At 65.6% G+C, this 12,533-nt stretch carries 10 protein-coding genes; 8 read left to right on the forward strand and 2 right to left on the reverse strand.

Annotation, left to right across the window (positions count from 1 at the left end):
• Window positions 1-71 precede the first annotated feature (71 nt).
• The 5 genes from AC5WNJ_RS04810 (at window position 72) to sixA (ending at window position 5,138) form a co-directional block, all read left to right on the forward strand.
• Window positions 72-1,289, forward strand: a complete 1,218-nt coding sequence (locus AC5WNJ_RS04810; protein ID WP_495930523.1) for an NAD(P) transhydrogenase subunit alpha — start codon at window positions 72-74, stop codon at window positions 1,287-1,289.
• A complete protein-coding gene (locus AC5WNJ_RS04815) occupies window positions 1,286-1,618 on the forward strand; it encodes an NAD(P) transhydrogenase subunit alpha part 2 (protein WP_043335532.1) in 333 nt (110 codons plus the stop codon). The genes AC5WNJ_RS04810 and AC5WNJ_RS04815 overlap by 4 nt, the downstream gene beginning before the upstream one ends.
• Window positions 1,618-3,006 (forward strand): NAD(P)(+) transhydrogenase (Re/Si-specific) subunit beta, encoded by a 1,389-nt coding sequence (locus AC5WNJ_RS04820; protein WP_495930524.1) that lies wholly within the window; start codon window positions 1,618-1,620, stop codon window positions 3,004-3,006. Before AC5WNJ_RS04815 ends, AC5WNJ_RS04820 begins: the two co-directional genes overlap by 1 nt.
• Before the next feature lie 344 nt (window positions 3,007-3,350).
• Entirely contained in the window at window positions 3,351-4,478 is a 1,128-nt protein-coding gene (locus AC5WNJ_RS04825) for an NAD(P)H-dependent glycerol-3-phosphate dehydrogenase (RefSeq protein ID WP_084589572.1), read from the forward strand.
• A gap of 150 nt (window positions 4,479-4,628) precedes the next feature.
• Window positions 4,629-5,138 carry a phosphohistidine phosphatase SixA gene (sixA, locus tag AC5WNJ_RS04830; RefSeq protein ID WP_054554945.1) on the forward strand — a complete coding sequence of 170 codons (510 nt, stop codon included), beginning with the start codon at window positions 4,629-4,631 and terminating at the stop codon, window positions 5,136-5,138.
• 138 nt (window positions 5,139-5,276) lie between these two features.
• Here the strand turns inward: sixA and AC5WNJ_RS04835 are convergent, their stop codons facing one another.
• Entirely contained in the window at window positions 5,277-6,227 is a 951-nt protein-coding gene (locus AC5WNJ_RS04835) for an AEC family transporter (protein WP_495930525.1), read from the reverse strand.
• Window positions 6,228-6,380: 153 nt separating this feature from the next.
• Window positions 6,381-6,512, reverse strand: a complete 132-nt coding sequence (locus tag AC5WNJ_RS04840; protein ID WP_495930526.1) for a hypothetical protein — start codon at window positions 6,510-6,512, stop codon at window positions 6,381-6,383.
• Between the two features lie 518 nt (window positions 6,513-7,030).
• Between AC5WNJ_RS04840 and AC5WNJ_RS04845 the strand changes: the two genes are divergently transcribed.
• Genes AC5WNJ_RS04845 through AC5WNJ_RS04855 form a run of 3 tightly spaced genes read left to right on the forward strand, consistent with a single transcriptional unit; the run spans window position 7,031 to window position 12,365 of the window.
• On the forward strand, window positions 7,031-8,257 hold the full coding sequence (locus AC5WNJ_RS04845) for an ABC transporter ATP-binding protein (protein ID WP_495930527.1): 1,227 nt from the start codon (window positions 7,031-7,033) through the stop codon (window positions 8,255-8,257).
• Entirely contained in the window at window positions 8,254-11,019 is a 2,766-nt protein-coding gene (locus AC5WNJ_RS04850) for a Gldg family protein (RefSeq protein ID WP_495930528.1), read from the forward strand. Before AC5WNJ_RS04845 ends, AC5WNJ_RS04850 begins: the two co-directional genes overlap by 4 nt.
• Entirely contained in the window at window positions 11,019-12,365 is a 1,347-nt protein-coding gene (locus AC5WNJ_RS04855) for a DUF4340 domain-containing protein (RefSeq protein WP_176676505.1), read from the forward strand. The genes AC5WNJ_RS04850 and AC5WNJ_RS04855 overlap by 1 nt, the downstream gene beginning before the upstream one ends.
• Window positions 12,366-12,533 lie beyond the last annotated feature (168 nt).

Below are 12,533 nucleotides of genomic sequence, written 5' to 3' on the forward strand. Positions count from 1 at the left end.
AGGAACGACGCCATGAACCTTTCAAGGCTGGCAGCCTCAGGCATGAACACGGACGTGAAACGAGGTGCGCGATGCTGAATATTCTAGTCGTGCGCGAGATGCGTGCACCGGACCTGGTGACACCCGACGAGGGCGTGAGCAGCACACTGGCGCGCGGGGAGTGCCGCGTCGCGCTGGACCCGGTGACGGCCGGCAAGCTCGCACGTCACCTGGACAGCAGCGTCAGTGACACCAGCGACGCCATCGTGCACGTGGAGAGCGGTGCCGGACGTCATGCGCACTTCGATGATGCGGCCTACGCCGCCCAGGCCGGGGTGGCGGTCGTCGCCGAGGCCGATATCGCAGCGGCGCGTGCCGCGGCGGATCTCGTGCTGTGCGTGCGCACGCCCAGCGAGTCACAGATCAGCGAGTTGCGTGAGGGCGCGGTGGTGGTGGCATTGATGACGCCATACCAGAATCCGCAGCTGATCAGCAAGCTTGCCAGTCAGGGGCTGACCAGCCTGTGCATGGAATTCGTGCCGCGTATCTCGCGGGCCCAGAGCATGGACGCCCTGTCCTCGCAGGCGGGTGTCGCGGGCTATCACGCCGCGCTGCTGGCGGCCAACGAGTCCTCGGTGTTCTTCCCGATGCTGACGACTGCCGCCGGTACCGTGCGTCCGGCGCGTGTCGTGGTGGTCGGTGCCGGCGTCGCGGGTCTGCAGGCCATCGCGACTGCCAAGCGTCTCGGCGCCCAGGTGTGGGCCTATGACATTCGCGCTGCAGCGCGTGAGCAGGTCGAATCGCTGGGCGCCAAGATGATCGATACCGGCGTCGATGCCTCCGGCGAGGGCGGCTACGCCCGCGAGCTGACCGATGACGAGCGCGCCCAGCAGGCCGAGGCACTGGCACGTCACATGGGCGACGCGCATGTGGTGATCTCCACCGCCGCGATTCCGGGGCGCCCGTCGCCGCGCATCATCAGCCGCGAGATGGTCGAGGGCATGAAGCCCGGCGCCGTGCTGGTCGATCTCGCCGCCGAAGGCGGTGGCAACTGCGAACTGACCGAGCCCGGCAAGCGTGTCGAGCACGCCGGCGTGACGATACTCGGCCCGCTGGACATGGCCTCGAGCCTGGCGGTCAATGCCAGCGAGATGTACGCCAAGAACCTTTTCAACCTGCTGACCCCCTTCATGAAGGATGGCGAACTGACGCTGGACTTCGAGGATGCGGTGCTCGGCCCGATGCGTCTGACCGATGGCGGCCGCATCACCCACGATGACGTACGCGCTCGCGCGGAGGACGCCGCATGATCGAAGGACTTTCTGCCGTATACATCCTGATGCTGGCGGCCTTCGTCGGCTACGAGGTCATCTCGCGCGTGCCGGTGATTCTGCACACGCCCCTGATGTCCGGTTCCAACTTCATCCACGGCATCGTGCTGGTCGGGGCGATGATCGCCCTCGGTCAGGCCGAGACCGGCATGCAGCAGTTCATCGGCTTCATCGCCGTGCTGCTGGGCGCCGGCAACGCGGTCGGCGGTTATGTGGTCACCGAGCGCATGCTGGAAATGTTCAAGACCAGTGATCGCAGCAAGGGCACAGACGCTGCCAATGGCATCAACGACAAGGAGGCTCGCTGATGAACTGGCTGGTCGAAACAGGGTATTTCGCGGCGGCGGTGGTATTCATCCTCGGCCTCAAGCGCATGTCACATCCTTCCACGGCACGCAGCGGCATCCATTGGGCCGGTATCGCGATGGTCGTGGCCACGCTGCTGACCTTCCTGCATCCGCAGATTGATGGCCGTTATGGCCTGATGCTGCTGGCCATCGTCATCGGTGGCGGCATCGCCTGGTACTCCGGCAACAAGGTCGAGATGACCGACATGCCGCAGATGATCGCCATCTACAACGGCATGGGCGGTGGTGCGGCAGCGGCGATCGCCGCGGTCGAGCTGATGCGCATGAGCGACAATCCGGCACTGATCGAGCAGCACGGCTCGCTGGCGCTGTGGCTGGGTGTACTCGGGGCGATGATCGGTGCGGTGGCCTTCTCCGGTTCCATCGTGGCCTGGGCCAAGCTGGATGGGCGCCTCAAGAAGGCGTTCAACTTCCCGAGTCAGCAGCTGATCAACATGATCGTGCTGGGCCTAACGGTCTACCTGGGTGTCGTGATCGCGGCGGTGGAACCGTCCGGCTCGCTGGTGCTGGTGTTCTTCGCGCTCGCGTTGCTGTTCGGCGCGATGCTGGCACTGCCCATCGGTGGCGCCGACATGCCGGTGATCATCTCGCTGTTCAATGCGCTGACCGGCCTTGCGGTGGCAATGGAAGGCTTCGTGCTCGGCAATGCCGCGATGATCATCGCCGGTACTGTCGTCGGGGCGGCCGGTACGCTGCTGACCCAGCTGATGGCCAAGGCCATGAATCGTCCGCTCCGCAACGTGCTGTTCAAGCAATTCGGCGGCGCCTCCGGTGTCGAGCAGGGCGAGATCGAGGGCAGCATGAAGGCTTCCGATCCGATGGACGCCGCCGTGCAGCTGGCCTTCGCCGAGCGCGTCATCATCGTGCCGGGGTACGGCATGGCGGTGGCACAGGCGCAGCACAAGGTCTGGGAGATGGTCGAGCTGCTGGGTGAGCGTGGCGTCGAAGTGCGCTTCGCGATCCACCCGGTCGCCGGTCGCATGCCGGGCCACATGAATGTGCTGCTGGCGGAAGCCGGCGTGCCCTACGATATGATCGCGGACCTGGACGAGATCAACAACGACTTCGAGACCACCGACGTCACGCTGGTCATCGGCGCCAATGACGTGGTCAATCCGGTCGCCAAGAACGACGCCTCAAGCCCGCTGTACGGCATGCCGATCCTCAATGCCGACCAGTCCCGCAACGTGCTGGTGATCAAGCGCGGTCAGGGCTCCGGCTTCTCCGGTGTCGAGAATCACCTCTTCTATCTTGACCACACGCGCATGGTGTATGGCGATGGTCAGAAGGTGGTCGGCGACATGATCACGGCCCTCAAGACGCTGTGATCTGACGCCTCGGCGTGATGGGTCAAGTCTGCCGCCATCCCGCCAGCGCTGAACAGACCGGCAATTTCTGCGCCTCAGTGGGCAGGGATTGCCGGTTTTTTGTATGTATCGAGAGTTCATGCATATCGATCGTTCATGCCAGTCGATGGAGCATGCCAGTCGATTGCTTGCGTGGCGCGCGTGGCAGGTACGTCACTCAAGCGCGTCACTCAGTCGCGTCAACCAGGCGCAGCCCCTGCGTTGGCCACGAAGCCTGCGCAGACATCTCTTGTTCAGCATTCTCTGACAAACTATGAGTACAATGCCTGCCATTCACTGAGCACATCGTCATCCAAGGAGTCAGCATGTCTGCCACTACCCCTTCACCTCGTCGGGCCATTCGTGATCGCGAGGTAAGCGAAACGACCCCTCAGGCGGTGGGACTCAATGTCTGCGTGCTGGGTGGCGGCAGCTTCGGGACCGCGATCGCCTCGATTGCCGCCGACAATGGTGCCAGCGTCACCCAGTGGATGCGTGATGCCAGCCAGGCCGAGGAGGTCAACACCCGGCACCGCAACTCGGGCTATCTGCCGGGCTTCGAGATCAATGCCTCGGTGCGTGCCACCACCGACATGGCCGATGCACTGGCCGAGGCCGAGCTGGTCTGCGTGGCGATTCCTTCCAAGGCCTTCCGTACGGTGGTCCGCCAGGCGCGCGCCCACCTGCGTGAAGGGCAGATACTGGTGGCTACCACCAAGGGCATCGAGAGCGAAGGCTTCACCCTGATGAGCGAGGTGCTGGAGCAGGAAACCGGCTTCACGCACATCGGCGTGCTGTCTGGCCCCAATCTGGCGGCCGAGATCGCCCAGCGGCAGCTGACAGCCACGGTGATCGCCTCCGACGACGCCTACACCCGCGCTCGCGTGCAGACGGCCTTCGGCTGCGACTATTTCCGTGTCTACGCCAGTAATGACCGCTACGGCGTCGAGCTGGGCGGGGCGCTGAAGAACATCTATGCCATCGCGGCCGGCATGGCCGCGGCCCTTGGCATGGGCGAGAACACCCGTGCCATGCTGATGACCCGCGCGCTGGCCGAGATGAGCCGCTTCGCCGTGGCCAAGGGCGCCAATCCGATGACCTTCCTCGGCCTTGCCGGTGTGGGCGATCTGATCGTGACCTGCTCCTCGCCGCTGTCGCGCAACTATCGGGTCGGCTACGCACTGGGAGAAGGGCGCACCCTCGACCAGGCGGTCGAGGTGCTGGGCCAGGTCGCCGAGGGTGTCAATACCGTGCGATTGGTGCAGGATGAATCCGAGCGACTGGGCATCTACATGCCGCTGGTCAGTGGCATGGCCAAGGTGCTGTTCGAGAATGTCGACCCGCATCACATGGCCCGCGCGCTGATGGGCGGTGAGCAATCCAGCGATGTAGAGTTCGTGCTGTCGCGTGAGTCGGTGCAGCAGGCGCGGCAGTTGGAACCCGACGGCTCCTGAGGACTCATAGCAGGTGATGGAACGTGTTTCGCCATCCCCTTGTCTGACTCGTGCAACGCTCCGGTTGGCGAGTCCCTGGTCATCGGCCGCAGCGACAGAACGAGTGATTTGGCGGTTGCGCTGCGGCAGTCATCTTTTCAGGAGAATGTCATGAGTGTACTGATCATGCGTCACGGTGAGGCCCAGGCCGGCACGCCGGACCCCAGCCGCGAATTGAGCGAATATGGTCGCGAAGAGGCGCGCCGCATCGGTCGCTGGTTGGCCCATCAGCTGCCCGCCGAGCGTCGTGCGCGCCTGACGCTGGTCGTCAGTCCGTTCACCCGCGCCCAGCAGACCGCCCAGGAGATCTCCTCGGCGCTGGAGTTGAGTGGTGAGCAGCAGACCACGCTCGAGATCATCACCCCGGACGACCCGCTGACGCCGGTACTCGACTGGCTGCAGACCCATGTGCCGCCCACTTCTGAAGGGCGCGAGCCGCGTGACTGGCTGATCATCAGCCACAATCCGCTGGTCTCGAATCTGGCCAGCGCCCTGGTCGATGGCCCCGGCAGCACCCAGCTGGCCTTTGCCACCGCAAGCCTCGCCTGGCTGGACGCCGATGTCTGGGCCGCCGGTCTGGCGGATCTGCACCAGTTCGTGAGCCCGGCGGAACTGGCGTAAGTCACGCGAGGCTGTCATGAACCACAACCCTTGAGTCGCAACCATTGAGTCACAACGAAACGCCCCCGCCAGTCTGCACTGGCGGGGGCGTTTCGCTTTGGCATGCAACCAGACTGCTGCTTGATCAGAGCGCTGCTGCTAGACCAGACCGCTCAGCTTGAGCACGAAGATGCCTGCCGTGATGGTAATGCCCGCCATCAGGGTGCTGATGGCGATGATGTTGGCGGCCAGGCGGTCATTGCCACCCATCGCCCGCACCATCACGAAGCTTGCCGCCGCCGTCGGTGAGGCGAAGAACAGGAACAGCACCCCGAGTTCGGTGCCGCGGAAGCCCAGCAGCACGGCGACGGTGGTCGCCAGCAGCGGCACGCTGATCATCTTCATCAAGCTGGCACTGAGGGCCAGCTTGCGGCCTTCACGCAGCGAGCGCATCGACAGGGTGCCGCCGATGCAGATCAACGCCAGCGGCAGCGTCATGCGCGCGAAGTAGTCGCCGGAGGTCTCCAGCCACTCGGGCAGCTGCCAGCTGAAGGCCGCGAAGGGCAGGGCGGCCAGCACGCCGAGAATCAACGGGTTGGTGATGATGCCGCGCGCGATGCCACTCCAGCTGGTGCGGCCATCGCCGAGATAGCTCGACAGCACCACCACCGACAGCATGTTGTAGGACAGGATGACGACGCCCATCAGGATGCCGCCCATCGAGAGGCCGAGGTCGCCGTAGAGGTTGGCGGCCAGTGCCAGCCCGACGATGGCGCAGTTGCCGCGAAACGAGCCCTGTACCACCTCGCCGCGTTCCTTTCTCGGCACGCGCAGGATCGCCCAGCCCCACAGCAGCAGGAAGGTGCCCAATGTCGCCAGCGCGAAATAGGTCAGCATGCCCGGACGCAGGGCGTGATCCAGGTCCGCGCGCACGATGGAGAGGAAGACCAGCACCGGCATGGTGCCCTTGAACACCAGCGATGAGGCGGTGCCAATGAAGGTGTCATCGATCCAGCCGAGGCGTTTGAGGCCCAGGCCCAGAAATACCATCGCGAAGACCGGAACGGTGACGTTCAGGGTCGCGACGAACAGCGCCAGCATGTCGTTCATGAAGTCGTCTCGCTCATGTTCACCCTTGTCGTGTGCAGGTTGTGGTGTGTCTGATCAGGCCTGATGCCGGTGGCTGCGCCACTGACGATAGTAGTGCGTGATGTAGTGGCGCGTAATGTGGCGGCGCGTGATGTGTCGGCGCAAGGAGCGCCTTCAGGCCAGCCAGAAGCCCGCGATCAAGGCCGCTGCCAGCAAGGCCCAGAACAGGCCGTTGCGCAGGCGGGTATCGCGACGCGGCCTGGAAGACGGCGAGGAGGTAGCGGACTGCTTGTCATGCTTGAGCATCGAGGGGTCCTGTCCAGCAAGATTAAATGAAGGCTCACAGAATGAAGGCTCAACGTGTGAAGGCTCTGGCAGGCAGACCGCCGGCCAGCAAGGCGCTCTGACAACAGCGCGTGCCTGTCATCCGTCCAGCATATCAGGCTTTCCTTAGACTTAGGGATAGTCGTTCAGTTCTGGGCTAGTGGTTCAGCTCTGGTATCAGGTTCTGCTGTGCGAATGCCGCCAACCAGGGGCGCGTGTGGGCGTGATGATCGAGAAGACAGGCGCCACGATACGCCTTGAGGGCCGGCAAAGGGCGGAATAGACGCCATAACCGCGCGAGTGGTGACTGCGCGCGTACTCCTGCTTGGCGAGCGCAGGCTGTCGGCTTACCCTGTGCGCTGCATTGTCATCTGTCACGGCCATCTCTCAAGGTCAGCCGCCGGAGCCACGATCATCTTCCGGCCTCATGATCACCTGCCGGAACCATCAGTCCCGGCTACGCATTGCCCCTATCAGGAAAAGTACAAGGAGCGGGTATCTTGCAGGACCCATACACGACCTCTGCGTCATCCTCTGCCGCGACGCCCTCTGCTGTGACTCGATCTGCGTCAATCCCCGAGCGCGCGTCTGACGATCCGTCCGCTTCCCCGGCGTTGTTGGTCAGTCGCGGGCTCGGGCGTCAATTCGGTCAGCAACAGGCCGTCACCGGGCTGACCTTCACGGCCTCGCGTGGTGAGGTCATCGGCCTGCTGGGGCCCAATGGCGCCGGCAAGACCACCAGCCTGCGCATGCTGGCGGGCACGCTCGCCGCCACCCAGGGGCAGCTGGAGCTGGAAGGCGAAGCCTTCGATGGTCGCGCCAGGCAGCGCCAGCTCAATCGCCTCAAGCGTCGCATCGGCTATCTGCCGGAGGGCGCACCCCTGTGGCCGCAGCTGACGGTGCGCGAGAGTCTCGAGTGCGTGGCGGGTCTGCATGGGTTGTCGCGCAAGGTGCGTAATGATCGTCTTGCGGCATTGATAGATCGCTTGGATATCACGCCTTTCGCCAATCAATTGTGCGCTGTGTTATCCAAAGGCTATCGGCGTCGCGTGGCGCTGGCGATGGCGTTGACCCATGATCCGGACATCCTGCTGCTCGATGAGCCCACCGATGGGCTGGACCCGCTGCAGAAGGACAGCGTGCGCGCCTTCATTCGTGAGCTGGGTCGCGAGCGTCTGATCATCGTCTCCACTCATCTTCTGGAGGAAGTGCCTCGCATCTGTGACCGCGTACTGGTCATGGCCAATGGCCAGCTGGGCTTCGATGATACGCCGGAGGCGCTGGCCGCGACCTCCGTCAGCGAAGGCATCCTGGGGGGCAGTCGTTCGCGCTACGGCGCGGGGTATGGCGCGAGTTCCAGTCTGCCGGTATGGCGAGTGACGTTGAGTCGGGCCTTGAGCGAGCGCGAACTGGCCAGTGTCTCGCGTCTGCCGGGCGTGGCGGCCATCACGCCCGTCAAGCCCGGCGATGCCATGGCGCGTGACAAGTCGCCGCTGGTGATCTCGACCGGTGCCGTGCTGCGCCTGGCCGGGCGTCTCCATCAGGACCCGCGCCCCGCGCTGGCACGCTGGTGCAGCTACATGGAAATCCGCCTCGATGAATGTGTCCACGAACGGGGCGATATCGAGGTCGCGTTCCGCCAGCTGGTGACGCGCATGGCGGAGCAGCCCTCGCCGCTGCCGATGCGCAGGCAGGCACCGCGCGCAGATCAGGAGGTGTCGTCATGAGGGCCGTTCTCGCGCTGGTCCGCCGTGACCTGCATCAGGCACTGACACAAGGCGCCAGCTGGTCGCTGCTGGTGGTGATGGCGGTGCTGGCGCCGCTGGGGGCCTTCGAGGTGGGCGATCTGCTGGCACGTGACCGCGCCGATCTTGGCTCGCTTTGGCAGGTGTTGCCCTGGTTGCTGGTGCTGTGGACGCCGTTGCTGGCCCTGCGCGGCTGGCCGGAAGAGCGCGCCAACGGCCTGCTCGAGTGGCTGTCCGGCCTCGGGCTGGGGTCGTGGCGACTGGCCAGCGCACGCTTGATCAGTGCCAGCGTGCTGGGCTGGCTGGGGCTTGTGATGACGGCGCCGCTGGTGGTGTTGGTCCATTGGCTCGGCACGCCGGATCTCGGCCTGATGCTCAGCGGCTATCTGGGCATGGTGCTGCTGGTGATGGCGCTGGCCAGTCTCGGTCAGGCGCTGGCGGTGCGCGCGCCTTCTGCGCTGTCGGCGTGGCTCGGGGCGCTGGTGCTGGGCCTGGCGCTGATGCTGCCAGGCACACCTGCGGTGACGAGCCAGCTGACTCAGCATCTGGCACCGCACTGGGTGCAGCTGCTCGATCTGATCAGCTTGCCGGCGCATCTGACGCCTTTCAGTGAAGGCCGGCCGACCTGGCTCGATGCCAGCTACTTCCTGCTGCTGACTCTGGCCGGGCTGGTGCTGCAGGCGCGCGGCCTCAGTCAGGAACGCCATGCACGCAAGCAGGCGCCACAGTGGCTGGTCACGACGGCGCTGGCGGCTGCGGTCACCGCGCTATTGCTGGCCGGCGTGCGCCTGCCGCCGCTGCTGACGGCCGACGGCCACAACCCGCTCACCCGCGCGCATGATCTGACTGCCACGCGTCAGCACAGCCTGAGCCCTGCCAGTCGTGCGGTGCTCGGTGGCCTCGAGGCTCCGGTGACATTGACCTTCGCCTACAGCGAACGCTTCGCCGCCGATCTGCCGCAGCTGCGTGAACTGGCGACACGGATCGAGACGCGTCTGGCCGCCTTTGCGCGTGAGCCGCAGATACGCCTCAAGCGTGTCGACCCTGCGCCGGACAGTGCCGACTTCGCGGATCTCGAAGCGCAGGGCCTGACCGCGCTGTCATTGCCGGGCGGTGAAGAGATGCTGTTCGGGCTGGTGGTGGATGGCCCCTACGCCGAACGCCGCGCCATTCCGCTTCTCAAGGCGGCGGATATCGGCGGGCTGGAGGCGCAGGTGACACGCCAGATTCAGGAAGTCTCGCGCACCGAGCCACCGCGCCTGGGTGTCGTCTCGCGTTTGCCGGTAATGGGGAAGCCCAGCCTGGAGCAGGGCAGAGCACTGGGCAGCTGGGGCCTGATGGAGCATCTCAATGCACGCCTGCGCATCGACTGGCTGTCGGCCGGTGATGATGCCTCGCGCCCGATCGCCGATCAGGATGCGTTGCTGGTGATTGCGCCGCGGCTGTTGCCGGTCAAGACGCTGGAGGCCATCACGGCCTATCTCGAGCGTGGCGGCCGGGTGTTGATGCTGGTGGACCCGCTGCCCGAAATGCTCGATCAGCCGGCGCCGGCTTCCGAGGCGCTCGAGGCCTTGCTGGCGCGCGCCGGGCTTGAATCACGCGCGGGCGAGGTGGTGGCGGATGCACAGCTGGCCTTGCCGATCGGCTTGCTGGACGGCACCCGTGCGCTGAGCCCGACACTGCTCGGGTTAAGCGCTGCGCAGCTGTCGGACGCCGCGCTCAACCTCAATGTCGAGCAACTGGTGATGTCCAGCGCGGGCTGGTTGGCGCCGCTGTCTGATGCAGCAGACGCATCATCGAAAGGCCCGGGAGCGCAGGAAGCGCCGTTGCAGTGGCTGATTCGTGCCAGTGATGAGGCGCGCCTGATTCCGGCCGCGCGTGTCCATGCCAGTCGCATGGACCCGCGTCCGCTGTCGGGGCTGGCGGGGGAAGCGCCGCCGGCTGGTGGCCTGGCGGTGTTGGCGCAATGGCCCTCGACAGGCGCGCAGGGTGGCCAGTTGCTGGTGGTCAGCGATGTCGACATGGCTAGTGACCGTCTGTGGCGGCGCACGGCAGCGGATGGCAGCGAGCAGGCCCTCAATGCCAATGCGCGCTGGCTGGAAAATGCCGTGGACCTGCTGGCGGGCAGCCCCGAGCTGGTCGCCCTGCGTGCGCGTGCCCATCAGGTGCGCGAGCTGACGCGCCTGCATCAACTGGCCGATCGTCAGGCCGCCGAGGAGACCCGGCTGCGCAATGACTGGCAGACGCGTCTGAGTGCGCTCGGCGCGACGCCGGTATCTGGCAAGGCCGAAGCCGCGCAGCAAAGCGACGCCCTGGCGGCGATGCAGAATGACTTCGAGGACGCGTTGTCACGCCAGCAGCGTGAGGCGAATGCCGAGCGTGATGCCCTGCGCCGCGAGCTGCGCCTGTGGACGCTGCTGGCCTTGCCGGTGGCGTTGAGCTTGCTCGGCGAGCTGATCTGTTGGCGCCGCTATCGCGCCAGCCGTCGCGCGGGCTATCAGTCGACAGGGCGTCTGTCAGGGCACGGTCAGCCCAGCGGGAAGCGCAACGCCGAACGAAATGAACAGCGTAAGGAACAACGCAATGAGCAGCGCAATTCACAGCACAGCGCCCGCTCCGCGAGTGACGCCGCCACAAGCACTTCGACAGGCTCTATCAAGTCGACCGCAGGCAAGGCAGCTTCAGGCAAGGCGGCTTCAGGCAAGACAAGACCGAGCGATACTACTCAGTCGGGAGGTGATTGATGGGGCGCTTCAATCGGGCGGGATGGGCACTGACGGCGCTGGTCTCCGTAGCTGCGGCGACGGCGCTCACCGCAGGGCCGTCACTGCTGGAATCGCTGCGCTCAGGCGCCGCCACGGGCGGAGCAGACCCTGCCCAGTGGCAAAGTGATTCGCTGATGACAGTCGCTGCGGGTCAGTCAGGCGTCTTGCAGCCCTTGCCGCTGCTGTCGCAGGTGGCCGCCTCTGCGCAACGTATCGGCATTCGGCGTGGCGCAGAGGCCAGTCAGGACTGGTTGAGTCTGGCGCGTGGGCCCGCAGGCGACTGGCAGATCACCTCATTGGCCGGCTGGCCTGTCCGCCAGGGCAAGGTGGAGGCGTTGGTGAGTCAGCTGGGCGAGGCACAACTGCGCACGCGCAAGCCGGCCACGGACGAGGCACTTGAAGCGCTGGGCTTCAGCGCGCAGTCACCGCTGCTGAGCGTGAAGGGCAATGGCGCTCAGGTGAGTCTGCAACTGGGCGCCAGGCCCGCGGCGGCAACGCAGGTGAACGGCGCGGGCAATGCTGAGTTGGCGGGGCGTTACGTGCGATGGGTGCCGTCGCCCTCGGACGTGAAAGTCAAAGGCTCCTCCACCATGAATGGGGCGGATGGCGCGCCGGTCTGGGAGTTGACGCGCGATGTCGGGTTGCCGGATTGGCGCGGCGGCATGGCGCCCAGTGAAGTGCTGGATGTCACCGAGCTGCGCAGTGACGCCGCGGTATACAAACCGCTGAGTCGCCTGGATATCTCGCTGGCGGCGTCTGCGCTTTCGTCTTCAGTCCGAGGTGCGTCAGCACGGCAAGCGCCGCTGGTGCGAGGCCTGGCACCTGACAGCGACGCTGCCCATGAGATTCTCGCTGCGCTGTCGCCACTGACGCAGAATGACCTGCGCCCCCGCGCCTCCACGCCTGAAAGCGGCGCAGCCCAGCCAGACGGCTGGCAGCCCGCCGTGACGCTGACCCTCAACTGGTCGCGCCCCTCGCTCCATTACCGTCAGCATGAGCAGCTCAGTGATCGCACCCAGCTGGTGCTGGCCATCGCGGCGGGCAGCAAGCCCTGGGCGCGGCTGACGCTCTCCGGCAAGGGGTGGCCACCTGAACTGGTCGCGCGCGTGAATGCCGTCGAGATACAGGTCAATGGCGCGCTGCGTAATCATCTGCTGGCACTGGGCGCGAGGGCGTTGCAAGACGAACCCATTGAGCTCACGGCTGTCGCGATTCAGGCGGCACTGGCGGTCAGTCGTGCCTTGGCGCTGCCTGAGCCGGAAGCCGCCGAGCCGAGCACGGAAACCGCCGCTGCGCTGGTGCCGGCGGCCATGGAGGAGGAGTGAGGTGTTCCATGGGCCAAAGGGAGGAGTGGCGCCCATGGGGCGGGGCTGGCATGCTGTTGACTATATTTAAACAACCGTTTGTCTGGTCGCGTCAGGGACGGCGGCCCGTGGTAAGGAGACCTTGCGATGAATGCCACCTCACGGCAACCCCGGCCCGGGCAGCACTTG

The sequence above is a fragment of the Cobetia sp. PDI-23MA genome, from assembly GCF_059507735.1.

What these genes read in the sequence shown, in the direction of transcription:
- AC5WNJ_RS04810 (WP_495930523.1), top strand. Translation starts at nt 72, where the DNA reads ATGCTGAATATTCTAGTCGTGCGCGAGATGCGTGCACCGGACCTGGTG.
- AC5WNJ_RS04815 (WP_043335532.1), top strand. Translation starts at nt 1,286, where the DNA reads ATGATCGAAGGACTTTCTGCCGTATACATCCTGATGCTGGCGGCCTTC.
- AC5WNJ_RS04820 (WP_495930524.1), top strand. Translation starts at nt 1,618, where the DNA reads ATGAACTGGCTGGTCGAAACAGGGTATTTCGCGGCGGCGGTGGTATTC.
- AC5WNJ_RS04825 (WP_084589572.1), top strand. Translation starts at nt 3,351, where the DNA reads ATGTCTGCCACTACCCCTTCACCTCGTCGGGCCATTCGTGATCGCGAG.
- sixA (WP_054554945.1), top strand. Translation starts at nt 4,629, where the DNA reads ATGAGTGTACTGATCATGCGTCACGGTGAGGCCCAGGCCGGCACGCCG.
- AC5WNJ_RS04835 (WP_495930525.1), bottom strand. Translation starts at nt 6,227, where the DNA reads ATGAACGACATGCTGGCGCTGTTCGTCGCGACCCTGAACGTCACCGTT.
- AC5WNJ_RS04840 (WP_495930526.1), bottom strand. Translation starts at nt 6,512, where the DNA reads ATGCTCAAGCATGACAAGCAGTCCGCTACCTCCTCGCCGTCTTCCAGG.
- AC5WNJ_RS04850 (WP_495930528.1), top strand. Translation starts at nt 8,254, where the DNA reads ATGAGGGCCGTTCTCGCGCTGGTCCGCCGTGACCTGCATCAGGCACTG.
- AC5WNJ_RS04855 (WP_176676505.1), top strand. Translation starts at nt 11,019, where the DNA reads ATGGGGCGCTTCAATCGGGCGGGATGGGCACTGACGGCGCTGGTCTCC.